The sequence below is a fragment of the Propylenella binzhouense genome (assembly GCF_009866965.1).
GTDB classification, from domain to species: Bacteria; Pseudomonadota; Alphaproteobacteria; order Rhizobiales; family Afifellaceae; genus Propylenella; species Propylenella binzhouense.
Map to the genome: position 1 here is coordinate 1 of NZ_SPKJ01000027.1, position 18,914 is coordinate 18,914.

Below are 18,914 nucleotides of genomic sequence, written 5' to 3' on the forward strand. Positions count from 1 at the left end.
CGCGCCTCGCGCCCGCCGCGGCGGCGCCCGCCGGAGACCTCGGCCGCGGCATGGGCGGCCTCGCCGCCGGTCGCCTGCACATCCGCAGCCTGGCCCGCCGGCCGGTCCCGGTAGGTCCGGATCCAGGTCATGCAGTCGCGGTCCGTTCCCATCAGCACGTTGGCGCCGCGCACGGCCTCCATCTCCTGGGGGCGGAGCGGGTTCATGATCGCCGAGGTCATGCCGGCGGCGATCGCCATCGGGAGGAACGCCGCATTGATGCCGTGCCGGTGCGGCAGGCCGAAGGAGATGTTCGAGGCGCCGCAGCTGGTATTGACCTTCAGTTCCTCGCGGAGCCGCCGGACCAGGGCGAAGACCTGCAGGCCGGCCGTCCCCATCGCGCCGATCGGCATGACCAGCGGATCGACCACGATGTCGGCCGCCTTGATGCCGTAATCGGCGGCGCGCTCGACGATCTTCTTGGCGACGGCGAAGCGGACGTCGGGATCTTCCGAAATGCCGGTCTCGTCGTTGGAGATCGCGATCACCGGCACGTCGTATTTCTTCACGAGCGGCAGGATCAGCTCGAGGCGGTCCTCCTCGCCGGTGACGGAATTGACGAGCGGCCGGCCCTTGGCGACCTCGAGCCCGGCCTTCAGCGCCGCCGGCACGGAGGAATCGATGCAGAGCGGCACCTCGACCAGGCCCTGCACCAGCTCGACGGTCTGGCGCAGCAGCGGCGGCTCGGTCTCGTTCGGGTTGACTGCGGTCACGCCGGCATTGACGTCGAGCACCATCGCCCCGGCGGCGACCTGGTCGCGCGCATCCTTCGCCACCGTCTCGAAGTTCCCCGCAACCATCTCCGCTGCGAGCTTCTTCCGGCCGGTCGGATTGATGCGCTCTCCGATGACGCAGAAGGGCTGGTCGAATCCGATGGCGACCTCGCGGGTCGCCGACGCCAGAACGGTTCGGGTCATGTCTCTGCCTGCCGACGTGTCAACATAAAGATGTCTTTATATGCAAATATCGCTGCGCTCAAGGGCTGCCGCGATGCATTCCGCGCCGCGATGCATTCCGCGCCGCGGTGCCGGCATGCTCGGCTAGGCCCCTTCCCAGCCGTCGCTCTCGATCAGCCGGCGAAGCCGGTCCGCCCCGTATTCGCTCTCGAGACGGAGGAGGCTCGCATCGGCCTCCGCTTCGAGATCGTCCCCGCAGGGCTCCGGCGTCCCGCGCCGCCACTCCGCCAGATAGGCGTCGGTGTCGCGGGCGCCCACTTTCATCGCGCAGCGGTCGACCGCCTGGATGAACCGTTCCGGCAGCTCGCGCTTGGCGGCCTTCCGGCCCGCCTTGACGATCACCTGGGCCGGGATGTCCCGCCAGTAGACGATGATCCGATCAGCCATCCGCGCTCTCCGCTCCGTCGTTCGTTTCGCAGGCCATACCCCGCCCGCCGCCCGGCCGCGAGCCCGCGAGCGGGATCGCCCGAGGTGCAACAAAGAATATTGCGTCGCCCGCGACTCCCCCTAGTGTGCGCCGCATGCCGTTGACCAACACCGCCTTTGTCCGGGCCACGATCGGCCTCCTCGTGCTCGGACTGCTGATTCTCCTCAGCATCGTGGCGACCGCGCTCTGGCTCGTCGAAAGGACCGACACGCTCGCCGACGATCTCGTGCAGTGGCAGCAGTTCCGTGCGGCCGCGCGCAATGTGACGACGACCGTCCTCGACGGGGAGAGCAGCGAGCGCGGCTACCTCATTACCCGGGAGGAGAAATATCTGGCTCCCTACCAGAACGCGATGGAGCGCGTCCGCGGCGAGGTGGCGGTGCTGCGCGACCGCGCCCGCGAGGTGCCGGAATATCAGGAGAGGGTGGAGGTCCTCGCGGACACGGTCCGGCAGCGCTTCGAAGCGATGCAGGAGGTTGTCGCGCTGATGGACGAAGGCCGGACGGCCGAGTCGATCGCGGTACTGCGGACCGACCGCGGCAAGGCGCTGATGGATTCGATCCGCGCAATCTCCGAGGAGCTGATCAGCGATGTCGACGAGCGCCTGCGCGCCAATTCGCTCGCCATGCTCGCGAGCGCGAGCCGGCTGACATGGGTCCTTATCGTCGGCGCGGTCATGATCGTCATCGTCGCGGGCGGGTCCGTGTTCCTTGCGTTCCGCTATACGCGCGATCTCGAGCGGACACGCGGCGAGATCCAGGCGCTCAACGCGACGCTCGAGGAGCGCGTGGCGGAGCGGACCGGCGAACTCGCCCGCGCCAACGAGGAGGTGCAGCGCTTCGCCTATATCGTGAGCCACGATCTCCGCGCCCCGCTCGTCAACATCATGGGCTTCACCAGCGAGCTCGAGACCGGCATCACGGCGATCCGGGACTACATGGCAACCGTCGCCTTCGACGAGGAGGATCTCGCCGCGCGCGAGGCGAAGCTTGCCATCGAGACGGAGCTGCCCGAGGCGCTCGGCTTCATCAGGTCGTCGACCAGCAAGATGGACAGCCTGATCGGCGCAATCCTGAAGCTCTCGCGGGAGGGCCGGCGCGTGCTCAACGCGGAGCGCGTCAACGTGGAGACGCTCGTCGAGACCGCGGCCGACTCGGTCCGCCATCAAGTTGCCGAGAACGGCGGCGAAATCGAAGTGCAGAAGCCGCTGCCCAGCATTATTTCTGATCGCGTGGCGCTGGAGCAGATCTTCGGAAATCTGATCGACAACGCGGTGAAGTATCTCGCCAAGGATCGCCCGGGCCACGTCGTGGTGAGCGGACAGGAGACGCGCATGGGCGTGCTCTACGAGATCCGCGACAACGGCCGCGGGATCGCGCCCGAGGATCGCGAGCGCGTGTTCGAGCTCTTCCGGCGTGCCGGCGCCCAGGACAAGCCCGGGGAAGGTATCGGGCTCCCGCATGTCCGCACGCTCGTTCGCCGCCTCGGCGGCGACATCGACTTCGAATCGCAGCTTGGACGGGGCACGACCTTTCGGGTAAGGCTCCCCAAAATTCTCCCACACGACCGCAAGGAAGCCGCGTGATGAACATCGCGACCCCCGTGACCATCGTAATGGTCGAGGACGACGAAGGGCATGCGCGCCTGATCGAGCGCAACATCCGCCGCGCCGGCGTGAACAACGAGATCAAGACGTTCCAGGACGGAACGTCGGCACTCGAGTTCCTGCTCGGATCGGACGGCAGCGGCGAGGTCAGCCGCAACAGGGCGCTTCTGGTGCTGCTCGACCTCAACCTGCCGGACATGACCGGCATCGACATTCTCGCCAAGGTGAAGGCCAACGAGCATACCAGGCTCGCGCCGGTCGTGGTGCTCACCACGACCGACGACCAGCGCGAGATCCAGCGCTGCTACGAACTCGGCGCGAACGTCTACATAACGAAGCCGGTGAACTACGAAGGCTTCGCGAACGCGATCCGCCAGCTCGGCCTGTTCTTCTCGGTGATGCAGGTTCCGGAGGCACCTTGATGTCGCACGAGGGCGTTCGCGTCCTTTACGTCGACGACGATCCCGGCATAGCGCGCCTCGTGCAGAAGGCGCTCGAGCGCCGCGGCTATACCGTCGAGCATTCTCCCGACGGGATCGACGCGCTCAGGCGTGTGCGCGCGGGCGGCATCGACGCGATCGGCCTCGATCATCACATGCCCCGCCTGAGCGGGCTCGATTTTCTGGGCGAGCTCGGCAGGCTCGAGGACCCGCCGCCGGTCGTCTACGTCACCGGCTCCGGCGACACGCGCGTGGCGGTGGCGGCGCTCAAGGCGGGCGCCGCCGATTACGTCGTCAAGGACGTCGCCGGCGACTTCCTCGAACTCCTCGGCGCGGCGATCGACGGGGCGATCGATCAGGCGCGCCTGAAGCGCGAGCGGGATGCCGCCGAGCGCGCGGTGCGCGAAGCCCGCGACCATGCCGAGATGCTTCTGCGCGAGGTCAACCACCGCGTCGGCAACAGCCTCGCGCTGGTCGCCGCTCTGGTGCGGATGCAGGCGGCCGCCGTGCAGGATCCCGGGGCGGTCGAGGCGCTCAAGGAGACGCAGGCGCGGATTTCGGCGATCGCGGGGATCCATCGGCGCCTCTACACGTCGGACGACGTCCGCTACGTCGATGCCGACGCCTATCTCCGCAACCTCGTCGGCGAGCTCGAGGCGGCCATGCGCGATTCCGGCCGCCCGCACGCCATCAGGACGGAAATCGAGAAGGTGCCCGTGCCGACCGACAAGGCGGTCTCGATGGGCGTGGTCGTGACCGAACTCGTGACGAACGCCTACAAATACGCCTACCCGGAGGGAAATGCCGGCGAGATAAGGGTCAGTCTCCGGCGGACCGGCGAGGGGGACGGGCTTTGCCTCGTGGTCGAGGACGACGGCATCGGCCTCGACGCGGCGGGCGCGCCGAAGGGCACCGGCCTCGGCTCGCGGATCGTCGACGCGATGGCCGCCAACCTGCGCTCCGAGGTGGTCTTCGATGCCGGCCATCCCGGCACGCGGGTGATGATCAGCTTCCCGGTCTGACCGGGCTCTCCGCCTTCCCGGCCGGCTGCGGTGGCGCGGACGCTCAGGCCTCCGGGCCGGCATAGCGCCCGGCCGTCTCCGGAAACATGGATTTCACGATCTTCAGGCGCGAAATGTCGGCGGTCGCGTCCATGTGAAGGAAGATCGAGGCGTCGCGGAAGAGCTTCTCGATCCCGAATTCCAGCATTGCGCCGTTGCCGCCGTGGAGCTCCATCGCGTGCTGGCAGACATGCATGATCTCCTCGCTGGCGAAGACCTTGGCCATGTTGCAGAGCGTCTCGCCGTCCGGATCCTTGCGGTCGACGGCGCGCGCTGCCTGGACGAGAAGGCTGCGGACGGCGGCGATGCGCATCGCCATGTCGGCGAGCCGGATCGCGACCGCCTGGTGCTTGATCAGGATGCGTCCGCCCTGGACGTAGCTCTGGACGTAGTCCGACGTGCGCTCGAAGGCGGCGACCCCGACGCCGAGATTCTTCGCGGCCTGGATGATCTTGCCGGGTCTGAAGTAGATGCCGGCCTTGGAGAGTGCGTCGCCGGCGACGAGCAGGTGGTCGTCCGGCACGAAGCAGTCCTCGAAAACGATCTCGCCGTTGTTCATGAAACGGCAGCCGATCGTCTCGTTGCACTTCGTCACCGTCAGTCCCGGCGTGTCGCGCGGGACGAGGAAGCTCGAGGTACCCTGCAGCATGCCGACGCTCGGGTCGGTGTTGGCGTAGACGACATAGAGCGAGGCGTCGTAGCCGTTCGAGATGAACTGCTTGCGCCCGTTGATCACCCAGCCGCCGTCCCGGCGCGCCGCGCGCGTCTGCATCGCCGCTTCCGGCACGTTGTAGGGCAGCCAGCGGTCGGAAGCGCCGCGCGGCTCGGTCAGGCAGTGTGCCAGCAGGAACTGCGGATCGGCGATCAGCCGGGGAAACCATTCCTCCTGGAGGTGGCGCGGCGCGAGGTTGCGCAGCAGGACCGAGACCTTCCAGTTCTGGACCAGCTTGTCGGCGAGGCCGGAATCGCCGCGCGCGATCTCCTCCGAGATGATGGCGAAGGTCTGCACCTCGGTCTCCGGATCGAGCTGCGTCCCGCCGAACTCCTCCGGAACGGCGAGCGTGCGGATGCCGATCGCATCGGCACCTTCCAGGATCTCCGGAGGCAGCCTTCCCTCGGGGTCCATCGACCATTCCTGCCGCCAGTTGGCCCGGATGAAGGGGTGCACCACGTCGTCGATGAAGGCGCGGCAGGTCTGCCGCGTCAGCTTCTGCTCGTCTGACAGATCGCTCTCTTCCCAGTTCATCCGCTCCTCCCCGAATTGCGGTTCTCGCCGTCGTGCGAACGTTTGCACGAAAAGAAGAGGCGGCGCTAGCCGGGATGTCAGGCGAGGCGGGCGAGGAAGGCGGGGAGGTCACCGAGGCCGGTCCTGCGCATCTCGAAGGCGAGGCCGAGGCGTTCCGCGGCCGCCGCGGCCTTGGCCGCCAGGCCGGCATCGTCGGTCTGCGCCAGGTAGACGAGCCGCCGGTAGTTCCCGAAATAGAGGTCGCGCAGTTCCGGATGGCGGTCGAGCCCGAGCCCCTCGACGACCAGCGTATCGAACTGGCGGGCGAGGAAGTCGGTGAGGAAGAAGGCGTCCATGTCCGCGTCCCCGCGCGCAAGGAACGCCTCGGTGCCGGAGAAGAAGGCATAGCAGTGCGGTCCGGGAATGCGCTCCACGCCTTCCTCGCGGCAGACCGCGTCGAGCGCGCCGCCGGTGCCGCAATCCGCGTAGGCGACCGCGATCGTCCTGTAGCGGCCGCGATTTTCCCGGACCGCGCCCCTGACGGCCTCCGCGATCCGCTCCGGGCGGTTGTGGAGGAGGGCGGGCAGGCAGGTCAGCGTGACGTGATCGAGCCCGCTCAGGCGCAGCGCGGCGCCGATCTCGCGGGCGAGGGCGCCGCACGCGATGACCAGTGCGCCGGAAGCCGGCCGGGCATCATCCGGCCTGGTGCTGTTCACGGGAACGTTCCTTCTGCAATTCCGTTCGCGACAGACCGGGTTTCCCCCGCAACGTCGTAAGGAGAACGGCTCATGTCAACGAGTGCGAGATTGGCTTCGATGGCGGCGCTTCTCGTCGCTGCCGTCGCGCTCAGCGCCTGCGAGAATACCATCCGAGGCGCCGGCCAGGACGTGAAGGAGACGGCGAACGCCGTCGAGGGCGCCGCCCAGACGGTGGCGCAGTAGTCCCGCGGGCCGCCTGAACCGGGTCACCCCGGCGGCGGCTTGTTGTGCTTGCGGCGGACGAGATCCTTGGCGGTCTCGACCGCCACGGCCGCGTCGCGGCAATAGGCATCGGCGCCGACAGCCTTCCCGAATTCCTCGTTGAGGGGAGCGCCGCCGACGAGGACGATGTAGTCGTCCCGTACGCCCTTCTCCTTCAGCGTGTCGATGACGACCTTCATGTACGGCATGGTGGTCGTGAGCAGGGCCGACATGCCGATGATGTCGGGCTTGTGCTCCTCGATCGCCGCGAGGAAGTGCTCCACCGGGTTGTTGATGCCGAGGTTGATCACCTCGAAGCCGGCGCCTTCCATCATCATCGCGACGAGGTTCTTGCCGATGTCGTGGATGTCGCCCTTGACGGTGCCGATCACCATCTTGCCGATCTTCGGGGCCCCCGTCTCGGCCAGGAGCGGCCGCAGGATCGCCATCCCGGCCTTCATCGCGTTCGCCGAGAGGAGCACTTCCGGGACGAACAGGATGCCGTCGCGGAAGTCGTCCCCGACGATGCGCATGCCTTCCACGAGCGCCCTGGTCAGCACGTCATAGGGCGCCCAGCCGCGCTCGAGCAGGATGTTGACGGCCTCCTCGATCTCTTCCTTCAGGCCGTCATAGAGATCGTCGTGCATCTGCTCGACGAGTTCGTCGTCGGAAAGCGCACTGAGATCGATGTCCTCGTCGGCCATGGAAAGCTCCGGAAAGGTGCGCGCGGGGGCGCGGGCGCCCCGTGAATATACGCCCCGGCCGCAATTGCAAACTGCTTGCGGAGCGACCTCGCGCCCGCCGCACTGCGACCCCGGACGGCCGCCGGACATCCAGACGCGTCACGTCCTGCCGCATTCGGAGCGGCGGACGGGCGCGGCGCTGCTAGCAATGATTCCGCGCCCTTAGGCGCGCGAGGATTGCCGGATGGTGACGAGCGAGGCGGACGGGGTCCGCAGGCGGCGTGGCGGTGGCGCGGAAGCCAGGCGCGCACGCCGGCAGGGCGGAGGCGCCGTCCAGCTTCCGCCGATCCGCCGCCGGCTCGCGAATTACGAGGTGCTCGACGAAGAGGGTCTCGCCCTCATCGAGCGGAATGCCGACATTGTGCTCGAGGAGATCGGGATCGAGTTCCGCGAGGACCCGGAATCGCTCGCGCTCTGGCGCGAGGCCGGCGCGACCGTCGTGGGCACCCGCGTCCGCTTCCCGCGCGGGCTCTGCCGGAGCCTGCTTGCGACGGCGCCGCCGGAGTTCGTGCAGCATGCCCGCAACGCGGAGCGATCGGTGCGGATCGGCGGCGACGCGACCGTCTTCGCGCCGGTCTACGGCCCGCCCTTCGTGCGCGATCTCGACCGCGGCCGCCGCTACGGCACGATCGAGGATTTCCGCAATTTCGTGAAGCTCGCCTACATGGCGCCGGCGATCCACCATTCCGGCGGGACGGTCTGCGAGCCCGTCGACATCCCGGTGAACAAGCGGCATCTCGACATGGTCTTCAGCCATGTCCGCTACTCCGACAAGCCGTTCATGGGATCGGTCACGCATCCCGAGCGCGCCGCCGATTCCGTCGCGATGGCGGAGATCGTGTTCGGCCGGGACTTCGTCGCCGAGAACTGCGTGATGATCTCCCTCATCAACGCCAACTCGCCGATGGTCTTCGACGGCACGATGCTCGGCGCGCTCAAGACCTATGCGCGGGCCGGGCAGGGCACGATCGTAACCCCCTTCATCCTCGCCGGAGCGATGTCGCCGGTCACCGTCGCCGGCACGCTCGCGCAGGTGCTGGCGGAGGTGCTCGCCGGTGCCGCGCTGACCCAGCTCTGCCGCCCGGGCGCGCCCGTCGTGTTCGGCTGCTTCGCCTCGTCGATCTCGATGCAGTCCGGCGCGCCCACCTTCGGCACCCCCGAGCCGGCGCTCGTCTCCTACGGCGCGGCCCAGCTCGCGCGTCGGCTCCGGCTGCCCTTCCGCACCGGCGGCGCGCTGTGCGCGGCGAAGACGGCCGATGCCCAGGCGGCCTATGAGAGCGCGAACACGCTGACGGGCACCGTCCTCGCCGGCACCAACTTCGTGCTCCATGCGGCGGGCTGGCTCGAAGGCGGCCTCGTCTCCGGCTACGAGAAGTTCGTGCTGGATTGCGACCAGCTCGCGATGCAGCAGCGCTTCTGCGAGGGAGTCGATCTTTCCGCGAACGGCCAAGCCCTCGACGCCATCCGGGAGGTGGGTCCCGGCAGCCACTATCTCGGCTGCGCCCACACCCAGGCGAATTTCGAGACGGCGTTCTACCGATCGACCGTCGCCGACAACAATTCCTTCGAGCAATGGCTCGCCGAAGGCGAGAAGACCGCCGAGGAGCGCGGCAATGCCCTCTTCAAGAAATGGCTCGCCGAATACGAAGCCCCGCCGCTCGATCAGGCCGTCGAGGAGGAGCTGCTCGACTTCATCGCCCGGCGGAAGGCCTCCATGCCGGACGCCTTCGCCTGAACCGACACCCCGGCCGGCCCCGACGGGGGCCGCGAGATCCCGCAGCTACAAGGGTCGTCCGGCGTACGCTCGCGCCGCGCCGGCGATTTCAAGACATTAGGGTCTCGTCAGGCGCTCGCGGGGGATATAGCGTGCGCGACCAACAACAAGCCTGGATAGACAATTGCGCACCGCGCGCAGGGCAGCGCTGAGATTGCTGAGATGGATGATGGTGGCGTCGCTGGCCTTGCCGGCGGCGCTCTTCGTCTATCTGGCGTGGGCCAGCTACCGAAGCACCTGGCGGGTCGCCGACGAGCGGATCGAGGCGTCCCTCGGCGTTCTGAACGAACACGCCCAGAGGATGTTCCAGACGGGCGAGCTGGTCGGCCACGAAGTGGCCGAGCTCACGCGCGGCATGTCCGACGACGAGATCCGCCGCGACGAGGCGCGGCTGCATGCCCGGCTGGCGGCCATGTCCGAGCCGATCCCGATCATCCATTCGCTCTGGATCATGGACGCGGAGGGCCGCCCCCTCGTCTCGGACTATCTCTATCCCGCGCCGCGCTCCGGCTCGGTCCTCGACCGCGATTACTTCCGGGCGCAGCTCGATCCGGCGACGGGCATCTATATCGGTTCGGTGAACCTCCCCCGGTTCTCGGATGCGGAGCCGTTCTTCAGCATGAGCCGGCGGAGGCCCATGCCCGACGGCAGCTTCGGCGGCGTGATCACCGTGTCGCTCAGACCTGCCGATTTCGAGAGCTTCTACGCGCAGCTCGCGCGGACGAGCGGCAGCTATTTCGGCATGATCCGCGCCGACGGGGCGCTGCTGGCGCGCTTCCCCGAAGTGGCGAAGCCCGAGGAAAGGGTCGGGCTGACGGCGAGCCGCCTGGCGAGCGAGGCGGCAGGGGGGAGGGAACGCGGGTCCTACACCGCCGTGGCCCAGCTCGACGGCATCGAGCGCCGCTTCGGCTTCCGGAAGCTGGACAGGCTGCCGATCTACCTGGTGGCCGGAACGGAGACGGCCGCGATCCGCAGCGAATGGCTGCGGGGGCTCGCATCGCACCTGGCGTTCGGGCTGCCGGCCTCGCTGGTGATCTTCGGCGTGCTCTGGATGGCAATGCAGCGGACGCGGCGCCTCTACGACGAGGCCGAGCGGCGCGAGGCGGCGGAAGCCGCGCTTCGGCAGTCGCAGCGGCTCGAGGCGATCGGCCAGCTCACCGGGGGGATTGCGCACGATTTCAACAACTTGCTGATGGTCATCTCCGGCGGGGCCGACCGCCTGCGGCGGCGGATCACGGACCCCCAGCAGCTCAGGATGGTCGACATGATCGCGACGGCGGCCGAGCGGGGCGAGAGCCTGACGCGCCAGCTGCTCTCCTTCTCCAGGCGGCAGGCGCTCGCGCCCGTTCCGATCGACCTCGCGCAGCGGATCCCCGAGCTGGAGGAAATCCTGCAGCGCTCGATCCGGGGCGACATCACCGTGAGGCTCGATCTGCCGCCGCATTCGTGCCCGGTGACGGTGGATCCGGCGGAGTTCGAGCTCGCCCTCATCAATCTCGCCGTCAATGCGCGCGACGCCATGCCGAGCGGCGGCGAATTGTCGATCCGCCTCGAGCAGCAGCATCTGGAGGGCGAGTCCTCGGTGGACGGGCTCACAGGCGAGTTCCTGAGCATCGCGGTCGCCGATACCGGAACCGGGATCCCGCCGGACATCCTGTCCCGCGTCTTCGAGCCGTTCTTCACGACGAAGGAGATCGACAGGGGAACCGGCCTGGGCCTGAGCCAGGTCTACGGATTCGCCCGGCAATCGGGCGGCACCGTCACCATCAGGAGCGAACCGAACCGCGGTACGACGGTGACGATATACCTGCCCTGCAGCCGGGGCGCCGCCGCGCCCCGTTCCGCCCCGGCCGATGCGGTCGCGGCGGTCGCCCCCGGGCTGAGGGTCCTCGTCGTGGAGGACAATGCGTCTGTGGCCGAGGTGACCTCGGCCTATCTCGCTGAGCTCGAGGCGGACGCGACGATCGTCGCCGGCGGGGCCGAGGCGCTTTCGCGCATCCGCGCCGGAGAGGCGTTCGACCTCGTCTTCTCCGACATCCTGATGCCGGGCGGCCTGACCGGGCTCGACCTCGCCCGCGAGGTGAGGCGGCTTCGCCCCGGCCTCCCGATCGTGCTTGCCACCGGATACAGCAGCAGCGCCGAGCAGGCCGTGCGGGAAGGCTACACGGTGCTGCGGAAGCCCTTCAGCCTGGATCAGCTGCGGTCGGCGGTCTCGGGAGCGCTGGAAGAGGGATCGGAGCAGCCCGTCCGGAGCGAGGCCGCTCCGCTCGCCGCGGGGCTGAACAGCTAGGATTGCTCCGCGAGCTGCTCCCGCGGGATCCGGATGCTGCACGACATTCCGCTCGCATCCCACGCGAACTCCACCTCGCCGCGGTGCCGCGTGTGCACGAGCGCCTCGAGGAGCGTCGAGCCGAAGCCCTGGCTCTCCGGCGGACGCACCGCCGGCCCGCCGCGCTCCGACCACAGGAGGTGCAACGCGGTCTCGTCGATCGTCCCGGTGATGGCGACGACGCCGTCCTCGCTGGAGAGGGCACCGTATTTCTGCGCGTTGGTCGCAAGCTCGTGGAAGATCAGCACGAGGTCCTGCGCCAGCTCGGTCGGCAGCTCGGCGGCGGGAACGTCCGCCTTGAGCTGGCCGTCGGGCTGCACGAGATGCGGACGGAGCGCCATCGCCACGATCTGGTCGAGACGCGCCGTCCGCCATCCCGATTGCGTCAGGAGGTCGTTGGCGGCGGCGAGCGCCATCAGGCGGCCCTGGAAGGCGGGCAGGAACTCCTCGACCGAAGTGGAGCGCGCGCCGGTCTGGCGCGCGAGCGACTGCGTGATGGCGAGGGTGTTCTTCACGCGGTGGTTCAGCTCCGAGAGGAGCGTCTGCCGATGCTCCTCGGAGCGCTTGCGGTCGGTGACGTCCACCGCGAAGAGGACCACGAAGCGCACGCGGGCGGTATCGTCGCGCACCGGCGCGAACTGCATGTCGAGAACCGATGCCGACTCGGCCGCGCCGATCTCGACGTCCTCGCGAACGACGGAGCCTGCCGCGGCCCGCTTCACGGCGCGCTCGATCTGGCTCTGCCGGCCGGGCGAGCCGGCCCACCAGGGCAGCTCCCAGAACGGTCGCCCGAGGACCTCGCGCCGCTCGACCTTCAGGACGCCGAACGGCGCACTGTTCACCTCGACCGCCTTGCCCTCCGGGTCGAGGACCACGACCAGCGCGTACATGTTGTCGATGATCCGGCGCAGCCGGGTCTCGCGCTCCGCGACTGCCGCCTGGGCGCGGCGGCGCATCGCCGCCTCCTCGATCGCGGCGCGGCGCGACCTGACCTGGGCGAAGGCGATGGTGGCGAAGAGGAGGCTGAGGATGGCGCCCGCCGTCGGCAGGACGCGGGCGAGATCGGCGGGCGAGGAGGCGTCGAAGCCCGGCCGCGAATGATAGTCGATCGTCCAGGTGACGCCCGCGAAGCTCAGCGCCCGCATCTCGGCGTAATCGTGGCCGGCCGCGTCCTCTCCGTCGGCAGGCTGCGAGCCGTAGAGAAGGTTCGCCACCACGGGCGGACCCTCGAAGACCTTGAACGAGATTTGCGTCCGCAGACCCGCGGTGAGCGTGCTCTCCAGCAGGTCCTTGGTGTCGAACCGGCTGAACACGAAGCCCTCGAGCAGGCGGCGCCGCTCCTCGAGGCTCGCGGGCGTGCCGATGCCGCGGTAGACGGGAGCGTAGATCAGGAACTCCGAACGGGGGCCGATGCTGTGGTCCGGCATCAGGTCGAGCCGGCCGGAGGCGGCGGGGGACGCCGAATCGCGGGCCCACTCCATCGTCGCGAGGCGCTCGGGGTTCGAGCCGATGTCGAAGCCGAGGATGGCGCGATTGGGTTCGGAATCCGGCTCGATATAGGTGACGACGTAGCGCGTGCCGGAAGTCCCCTCCGTCTCGATCCGGAATGCGGGCTCGCCCTCAGCCCTGCGCGCGGCGAGGAAGGCCTCGATCCGTGCCGGCTCGACGCGCTCAACGAAGCCGTAGCCGAGAACGCCGCGATAGGTGGTCTCGAGCCCGAGCTCGTCGGCGAACCGCCGGAACTGGTCGCGGTCGACCGAACCGACCGCGTTGTAGAGCCCGACGCCGGCGCGCAGCACCGCGATGATCGTCGCCATCTTGGCTTCGATCGTCGTGTGGGCGATGCCGACCACCTCGCGAAATCGCTGGATGTCGCGGGATGCGAGCACTTCCCGGACGACCTGCGTCACGAGCAGCGTGAAGAGCAGCCCGAGAACGAAGACAGCAACCGGGATGTGGGCGTCGGCGCCGCCGAGCCGCGCGAGGAGGGAAGGGCCGGCGGGGCGGTTCTCCCGCGTGTCCGTCATGGCCCGGCCGCGTTCGGGAACCGAGGCGCCTCGGACGAGACGCGCCGGCTCCCTGTCATTGCCGCCGGCCGCGGCGGCGGGGCGTGGCGTCCGCCTTGGGACGCGACGTCAGCGGTCCGACGGCGGCCTCGATCATGGAATGGTCGGGGCGCGCGCCCGGGCTGTGCTCGTCGAGCGCCTTGCGCATCGCGGCGAGGTGGACGGCCGTGGTGCCGCAGCAGCCCCCGACGATGCGGGCGCCGGCATCGACGGCGTAGCGCGCATATTGCGCCATCAGTTCCGGCGTTCCGGAATAGTGGATGTGCTCGCCCCGGAACTGCGGGATGCCGGCATTCGCCTTGGCGATGAAGGGAACCGGGGAGGCCGCCTCCGCCATCGCCAGCACTGAGACGAGGAGGTCGGAGGCGCCGACGCCGCAATTCGCCCCGATCGCCACCGGCGGAACCGGGAGCGTCCCGAAGATCTCCGGAAGCGCCGAGGGCGCGAGGCCCATCATCGTCCGGCCGGCGGTGTCGAAGCTCGCGGTCACGGTGTAGGGGAGCCCCGCCGCGATGGCGCCCTTCGCGGCCGCGACCATTTCCTCGACGGCCGACATGGTCTCGATCCATGCCACGTCGGCGCCGCCGGCCTTGAGGCCCTCGGCCTGCTCCCGGAAGGCGTCGACCGCCTCGGCTTCGGTGAGCTCGCCGAGCGGCTGGAAGAGCTCGCCGGTGGGGCCGATCGACCCGGCGACCACGATCGGCCGCCCGGCCTGCTCGGCCGCCTCGCGGGCGAGTTCGGCGGCGCGCTTGTTGAGCTCGAAGACGCGGTCCTGCGCCTTGTGGAGCTTGAGGCGGTGCCGGTTCGCCCCGAAGCTGTTGGTGAGGATGATGTCGGCGCCGGCCTCGACGAAGGAGCTGTGGAGCGCCTTCACGCGGTCGGGATGGTCGACGTTCCAGAACTCCGGCGGATCGCCCGCCGTCAGCCCCATGTCGAAGAAGTTCGTGCCCGTGGCGCCGTCCGCAAGGAGAACGGGACGCTCCGCGAGCATCTGCTGAAGTGAGGTCATCGTCACCAAATCCTGTCGGTCCGGCTAGAGCACCTTTGCTGCCATGCTGCAAGTGCGCAGACAGCGCAATCGGGCGCGGATCGGAACGCGTGCCGGCCCGCCCCGCTCAATGTCGTGTCGGGAGGTCGCGGGTGCAAAGGCGCCGTGCATGCCGGCTCCCGTGCCGGCGCCGGGGGCGCGTCCCGGTCGCACGGAGAAGTCGAACCCTCATCCGGGATGCAACGAATAAGCGATCCACAACTTTACCGTATGTTGCCAAGTTGCTATTAGAAGCGGTCAGTCATCCAGACCTGAAAGGAGACCTGCGATGAGCGAATTTGCAGCCAGGCTCGTGCCGACCCCGATAAGCGCCGACGATCCGATGGCCGATATGGCGGCCCGCTTCGGACGGGCCTCGTTCCAAAGGGCCGGCGAAGTCCTTGAGCAGAGCCTCGAGATCGTTCGTGCCGCGGAGACCAACGCCGATTGGCCGGAACCGGGCGACGAGATGGAAACCGACCTCGGCAGGGTTGCGGACTCTCTCCGCTTCATGGCCCTCGATGCGCCCCGCATCGCCTTCGACCCCCAGCGCTTGGTGATCTATGCCGTGTGCGGCGCCGCCTTCGCGCCTCTGCGCGATCCTCCAAGCCCCGCACGCGAGGAACTCTATGCGCGCCTCGCGACCGGAATCGGCCGGATCCTGGACGGGCTCGACGATGCCGATCTCGCGCGGCTGGCGGGCTACCCCATCGAAACCTTGCTGGCCCATCTCGCGCGCGCCGCCCGGAGCGGTCACGACCAGGCCGTCCAGGAGGAGGAGAGCTGGCGCCGCACGCTTCGGAAGCGCGAAGACCTGGCAAAGGGGATCACACTCCTCTCGGCCGGGGAGGCGGCCGAGCGCCTGCAGATCAGCCGCCAGGCGCTCGACCAGAAGAGGCGGAAAAGGCAGGTGCTCGGCGTGCGCAGGGCGCGAAATTGGCTTTACCCAGAGTTGCAGTTTGACGAGAATACTCCTATAGGAGGATTGGATGAAGTGCTCTCCAGTCTGCCCTACGAGGACGGGTGGGCGCTGCTCCAGTGGCTCTTGAGAAGCAGGGACGCTTTGGGCGGTCGGTCCGCCTTCGCCGCCCTCAGGGATGGCGATATCGAACAGGTGGTGGCCGAAGCTCGGGAGGTCGGGGAACAGGGGGCGCGGTGATCGATGCACACAGGCTTCGGCGATCCGCCCTGGCCTCCCGAAGACCTGCGAGATCGAGCCTATCGCCGAAGCGATCTACGAGCGAACGAGGTCCTGTGGCGCGTCCACCCGGTCGGCATGAGCCCGGTATATTTCGGCAGATCGGGCAGGTACCGGTTCGACGCGCCATATCACACCGGCGTCCTTTACGCCGCGGCGGCGGCCGACGGGGCATTCGTCGAAACGTTCGGGCGGGGCGACCCGGTGGATCGCCGGCTGCTCGAGGACCGCGCCATTTCCCGGCTGCGCGTCCCTGCCGAATGTGGTTGCGTGAAGTTCCACGGCGACGGCCTTGCGGTGATCCGCGCGACCGCGGAAGTGGCGAGTACCCGCAATTACGGGCTCTCCCAGGGCTGGGCCGCAGCTCTGTTCGAGCACCCCCTGACGCCTGCCGGCATCTGCTACCGGGTCAGGCACGACAATGACGAGATCGGCTACGCCTTGTTCGAGCGGGTCGGTTGCCTGGAGGTTGCATCGACGGAGCGCCTCATCGACTTTGCCGACGTGTGGCGCCTGATCGAGAAGTACGACATCGACTATTTCAAGTAAGCCGGGTCTCCGGGCATGCTCCTCAGCTCCGCATCCTGAGCCCCTCGGGATCGAAGAGCGGATCGCGCTCGATCCGCGCCGGCCGCCGCTCGCCGAGGATCTCGATCGCGTAGCCCTCGACCGTTTCCGCCGCATGGTGGCGCGGAACATAGGCCTGGGCGAGCGACCGTCCGACATGATGGGCATAGCCGCCGGAGGTGACCCAGCCGATTACGCGGCCTTCGAGCCAGACCGGTTCGTCCCCGAGCGCGTCCGCGTCGCCGGTCTCGACCGAGAAGGTGACGCGGCGGAGCTTGCCGCCTTCCTCCTTCTCGCGGAGCGCCGCCTCGCGCCCGATGAATGCACCCTTCCCGAAGTTCACGAACCGGCCGATTTCGGCCTCGAACGGTCCGTAGATCGGGCGCAGCTCGCGCGCCCAGGTCGGCCAGTTCTTTTCCAGCCGCATGGAGAGGAGGGCCCGCATCCCGAAATTGGCGATGCCGAAGGCCGCGCCCGCCTCCATCACCGCCGCATAGAGGCGGCGGAGATATTCCGGCCGTACCCAGATCTCGTAGCCGAGGTCGCCGGTATAGGTGAGGCGGTTCACGATCGCCGGGACGCCGGCGACATAGGTCTCGCGCATGTCGAGGAAACGGAAGGCTTCGGCCGACATGTCCGTGTCCGCAAGCCCGGCGAGCACGGCGCGCGCCTGCGGTCCCGCGACCGACAGCCCCACGAGGCGCATCCCGAGCGGCGCGACGGCGACCGAGCCGTCCCCGGGCAGATGCCGCTCGAACCAGCGCATGTGATGGATCTGCGCCTGGCTGGAGCCCCAGACGAGGAAGCGGTCCTCCGCCGCCTTCGCGACGGTGAAATCGCCGATCAGCTTGCCGCGCTCGTTGAGCATCGGGCTCAGGACGATCCGCCCGGCCTTCGGCATGCGGTTGGTCAGCAGGCTCTCGAGGAAGGCCGCCGCGCCGGCGCCGGTCACCTCGTATTTCGCGAAGTTCGCGATCTCGGTGACGCCGACCCTGTCGCGCACCGCCGCGACCTCGCGGCCGACATGCGCGAAATCGTTCGACCGGTGGAAGGAGATGACGTCCTTCGGCTCGGTGCCCGGCGGAGCGAACCAGAGCGGCGTCTCCAGGCCCCAGCTGTCGCCCATGACGGCGCCCTGCGCGAGCATCCTGTCATAGAGCGGCGTCGTCTGCATCGGCCGCGCGGCCGGCAGCTCCTCGTTCGGAAAGCGGATGCGGAAGCGCCGGGAATAGTTCTCCCGCACCTTGGCGTTCGTGTAGCGGGGCGTCGCCCAGTCGCCGAAGCGGGCGACGTCCATGCCCCAGACGTCGAAGCCCGGATCGCCGTCCACCATCCAGTTGGAGAGCGCGAGCCCTACGCCGCCGCCCTGGCTGAAGCCCGCCATGACGGCGCAGGCGCACCAGAAGTTCGTGAGCCCGCGGACCGGTCCGACCAGCGGGTTGCCGTCCGGCGAGAAGGTGAAGGGGCCGTTCACCACCCGCCGGATGCCGGTGTGCTGGAGCGCCGGGAAGTGCCGGAAGCCGATCTCGAGCGAGGGGGCGATGCGGTCGAGGTCCGGCTGGAGCAGCTCCTGCCCGAAATCCCAGGGCGTCGCCTCGGGCGACCAGGGCGTCGCGGCCTTCTCGTAGGTGCCGAGCAGCATGCCGCCGCGCTCCTGGCGCGTGTAGATCTCGCCGCCGAAATCGATCGCGTGGACCATCTCCTTGCCGGTCGAGGAGACGATCTCCGCCACCTCCGGCATGTCCTCGGTGAGGATGTAATGGTGCTCCATGGCGAGCACCGGCAGTTCCAGACCCACCATGCGGCCGATCTCGCGCGCCCAGAGGCCGCCGGCATTCACCACGTGCTCGGCCCGGATCGAGCCGCTTTCGGTCGTTACCGTCCAGGACCCGTCGGCGTCCTGCGCGAGTTCGGTGACGCGCGCATGGAGATGGATTTCGGCGCCCGCGATCCGGGCCGATCTCGCGTAGGCGTGCGTCGTGCCGTAGGGGTCGAGGTGCCCCTCGATCGGGTCCCACATCGCGCCGACGAACGAGGCCTCGTCGATGAGCGGCAGCAGCGCCTTCGCCTCGGCGGCCGAGATGATCTCGGTCTGCATGCCGAGATAGCGGCCGCGGGCATGCGCCATCCTCAGCCATTCGAGCCGCTCCGGCGTGTCGGCGAGCTGGAGGCCGCCGGTCAGGTGCAGGCCGCAGGACTGGCCGGAGATCGCCTCCATCTCCTTGTAGAGGTTCACCGTGTAGGCCTGCAGCCTGGCGACGTTCGGATCGCTGTTGAGCGTGTGGAAGCCGCCTGCCGCGTGCCACGTCGAGCCCGAGGTGAGGTCGCTCCGCTCGATCAGGACGACGTCCGTCCAGCCCCGCTTCGTGAGGTGGTAGAGCACCGAGCAGCCGACGACCCCGCCGCCGATCACGACGACCCGAGCATGGGATTTCATGGGCCTGCTCTCCCGAAGCGATTTGGGCAAGTCGACAAGATATCGGAAAGGCTGGTACCA

The 18,914-nt window shown here is 68.7% G+C and carries 16 protein-coding genes; 8 read left to right on the forward strand and 8 right to left on the reverse strand.

What is annotated here, in order from left to right:
* The coding region (locus E4O86_RS09875) for a methyltetrahydrofolate cobalamin methyltransferase (RefSeq protein WP_161140371.1) at positions 1–956 on the reverse strand (956 nt) is incomplete at its 3' end.
* A 123-nt stretch (positions 957–1,079) separates the two neighbouring features.
* Complete coding sequence (locus tag E4O86_RS09880) at positions 1,080–1,382, reverse strand: virulence factor (protein WP_161140372.1); 303 nt, start codon at positions 1,380–1,382, stop codon at positions 1,080–1,082.
* Between the two features lie 134 nt (positions 1,383–1,516).
* On the opposite strand from E4O86_RS09880, the gene E4O86_RS09885 reads away from it, so the two are divergent.
* Genes E4O86_RS09885 through E4O86_RS09895 form a run of 3 tightly spaced genes read left to right on the forward strand, consistent with a single transcriptional unit; the run spans position 1,517 to position 4,490 of the window.
* Positions 1,517–3,007: a sensor histidine kinase gene (locus E4O86_RS09885; protein WP_161140373.1), complete on the forward strand. Its 1,491-nt coding sequence runs from the start codon at positions 1,517–1,519 to the stop codon at positions 3,005–3,007.
* Positions 3,007–3,450, forward strand: coding sequence for a response regulator (locus E4O86_RS09890; protein ID WP_246206325.1), 444 nt, complete (start codon positions 3,007–3,009; stop codon positions 3,448–3,450). Before E4O86_RS09885 ends, E4O86_RS09890 begins: the two co-directional genes overlap by 1 nt.
* Positions 3,450–4,490, forward strand: coding sequence for a sensor histidine kinase (locus E4O86_RS09895; protein WP_161140374.1), 1,041 nt, complete (start codon positions 3,450–3,452; stop codon positions 4,488–4,490). Before E4O86_RS09890 ends, E4O86_RS09895 begins: the two co-directional genes overlap by 1 nt.
* A 43-nt stretch (positions 4,491–4,533) precedes the next feature.
* Here E4O86_RS09895 and E4O86_RS09900 read toward each other — a convergent pair whose 3' ends face one another.
* On the reverse strand, positions 4,534–5,775 hold the full coding sequence (locus tag E4O86_RS09900) for an acyl-CoA dehydrogenase family protein (protein ID WP_161140375.1): 1,242 nt from the start codon (positions 5,773–5,775) through the stop codon (positions 4,534–4,536).
* Positions 5,776–5,852: 77 nt separating this feature from the next.
* The gene (locus tag E4O86_RS09905; RefSeq protein WP_161140376.1) at positions 5,853–6,470 is read right to left on the reverse strand and encodes a DUF1638 domain-containing protein; all 618 of its coding nucleotides are present in this window, start codon (positions 6,468–6,470) and stop codon (positions 5,853–5,855) included.
* A gap of 72 nt (positions 6,471–6,542) precedes the next feature.
* On the opposite strand from E4O86_RS09905, the gene E4O86_RS09910 reads away from it, so the two are divergent.
* Positions 6,543–6,695 (forward strand): EncA/B family entericidin, encoded by a 153-nt coding sequence (locus E4O86_RS09910; protein ID WP_205520813.1) that lies wholly within the window; start codon positions 6,543–6,545, stop codon positions 6,693–6,695.
* Positions 6,696–6,718: 23 nt separating this feature from the next.
* On the opposite strand, the gene E4O86_RS09915 is transcribed toward E4O86_RS09910, so the two are convergent.
* Positions 6,719–7,417: a corrinoid protein gene (locus tag E4O86_RS09915; RefSeq protein ID WP_161140377.1), complete on the reverse strand. Its 699-nt coding sequence runs from the start codon at positions 7,415–7,417 to the stop codon at positions 6,719–6,721.
* A 223-nt stretch (positions 7,418–7,640) separates the two neighbouring features.
* Between E4O86_RS09915 and E4O86_RS09920 the strand changes: the two genes are divergently transcribed.
* Together E4O86_RS09920 and E4O86_RS09925 are read left to right on the forward strand one after the other, a co-directional pair.
* Positions 7,641–9,191, forward strand: coding sequence for a trimethylamine methyltransferase family protein (locus tag E4O86_RS09920; protein WP_161140378.1), 1,551 nt, complete (start codon positions 7,641–7,643; stop codon positions 9,189–9,191).
* A gap of 193 nt (positions 9,192–9,384) precedes the next feature.
* Complete coding sequence (locus tag E4O86_RS09925; RefSeq protein ID WP_161140379.1) at positions 9,385–11,520, forward strand: hybrid sensor histidine kinase/response regulator; 2,136 nt, start codon at positions 9,385–9,387, stop codon at positions 11,518–11,520.
* Here the strand turns inward: E4O86_RS09925 and E4O86_RS09930 are convergent.
* Together E4O86_RS09930 and bmt are read right to left on the reverse strand one after the other, a co-directional pair.
* Positions 11,517–13,586, reverse strand: coding sequence for a CHASE domain-containing protein (locus tag E4O86_RS09930; protein WP_161140380.1), 2,070 nt, complete (start codon positions 13,584–13,586; stop codon positions 11,517–11,519). The two genes, E4O86_RS09925 and E4O86_RS09930, sit on opposite strands and share 4 nt — an antisense overlap.
* 55 nt (positions 13,587–13,641) lie before the next feature.
* Positions 13,642–14,634 (reverse strand): betaine--homocysteine S-methyltransferase, encoded by a 993-nt coding sequence (gene bmt / locus E4O86_RS09935; protein ID WP_161140381.1) that lies wholly within the window; start codon positions 14,632–14,634, stop codon positions 13,642–13,644.
* Positions 14,635–14,941: 307 nt separating this feature from the next.
* Between bmt and E4O86_RS09940 the strand changes: the two genes are divergently transcribed.
* Together E4O86_RS09940 and E4O86_RS09945 are read left to right on the forward strand one after the other, a co-directional pair.
* Positions 14,942–15,811 (forward strand): hypothetical protein, encoded by an 870-nt coding sequence (locus E4O86_RS09940; protein ID WP_161140382.1) that lies wholly within the window; start codon positions 14,942–14,944, stop codon positions 15,809–15,811.
* A 3-nt stretch (positions 15,812–15,814) separates the two neighbouring features.
* Positions 15,815–16,399 carry an RES domain-containing protein gene (locus E4O86_RS09945; protein ID WP_281351598.1) on the forward strand — a complete coding sequence of 195 codons (585 nt, stop codon included), beginning with the start codon at positions 15,815–15,817 and terminating at the stop codon, positions 16,397–16,399.
* A gap of 22 nt (positions 16,400–16,421) precedes the next feature.
* On the opposite strand, the gene E4O86_RS09950 is transcribed toward E4O86_RS09945, so the two are convergent.
* Positions 16,422–18,854, reverse strand: a complete 2,433-nt coding sequence (locus E4O86_RS09950; protein WP_161140384.1) for a GcvT family protein — start codon at positions 18,852–18,854, stop codon at positions 16,422–16,424.
* Positions 18,855–18,914 lie beyond the last annotated feature (60 nt).

What these genes read in the sequence shown, in the direction of transcription:
- E4O86_RS09930 (WP_161140380.1), bottom strand. Translation starts at nt 13,586, where the DNA reads ATGACGGACACGCGGGAGAACCGCCCCGCCGGCCCTTCCCTCCTCGCG.
- E4O86_RS09890 (WP_246206325.1), top strand. Translation starts at nt 3,007, where the DNA reads ATGAACATCGCGACCCCCGTGACCATCGTAATGGTCGAGGACGACGAA.
- E4O86_RS09945 (WP_281351598.1), top strand. Translation starts at nt 15,815, where the DNA reads ATGCACACAGGCTTCGGCGATCCGCCCTGGCCTCCCGAAGACCTGCGA.
- E4O86_RS09895 (WP_161140374.1), top strand. Translation starts at nt 3,450, where the DNA reads ATGTCGCACGAGGGCGTTCGCGTCCTTTACGTCGACGACGATCCCGGC.
- E4O86_RS09940 (WP_161140382.1), top strand. Translation starts at nt 14,942, where the DNA reads ATGAGCGAATTTGCAGCCAGGCTCGTGCCGACCCCGATAAGCGCCGAC.
- E4O86_RS09950 (WP_161140384.1), bottom strand. Translation starts at nt 18,854, where the DNA reads ATGAAATCCCATGCTCGGGTCGTCGTGATCGGCGGCGGGGTCGTCGGC.
- E4O86_RS09915 (WP_161140377.1), bottom strand. Translation starts at nt 7,417, where the DNA reads ATGGCCGACGAGGACATCGATCTCAGTGCGCTTTCCGACGACGAACTC.
- E4O86_RS09900 (WP_161140375.1), bottom strand. Translation starts at nt 5,775, where the DNA reads ATGAACTGGGAAGAGAGCGATCTGTCAGACGAGCAGAAGCTGACGCGG.
- E4O86_RS09885 (WP_161140373.1), top strand. Translation starts at nt 1,517, where the DNA reads ATGCCGTTGACCAACACCGCCTTTGTCCGGGCCACGATCGGCCTCCTC.
- E4O86_RS09910 (WP_205520813.1), top strand. Translation starts at nt 6,543, where the DNA reads ATGTCAACGAGTGCGAGATTGGCTTCGATGGCGGCGCTTCTCGTCGCT.
- bmt (WP_161140381.1), bottom strand. Translation starts at nt 14,634, where the DNA reads ATGACCTCACTTCAGCAGATGCTCGCGGAGCGTCCCGTTCTCCTTGCG.
- E4O86_RS09920 (WP_161140378.1), top strand. Translation starts at nt 7,641, where the DNA reads ATGGTGACGAGCGAGGCGGACGGGGTCCGCAGGCGGCGTGGCGGTGGC.
- E4O86_RS09880 (WP_161140372.1), bottom strand. Translation starts at nt 1,382, where the DNA reads ATGGCTGATCGGATCATCGTCTACTGGCGGGACATCCCGGCCCAGGTG.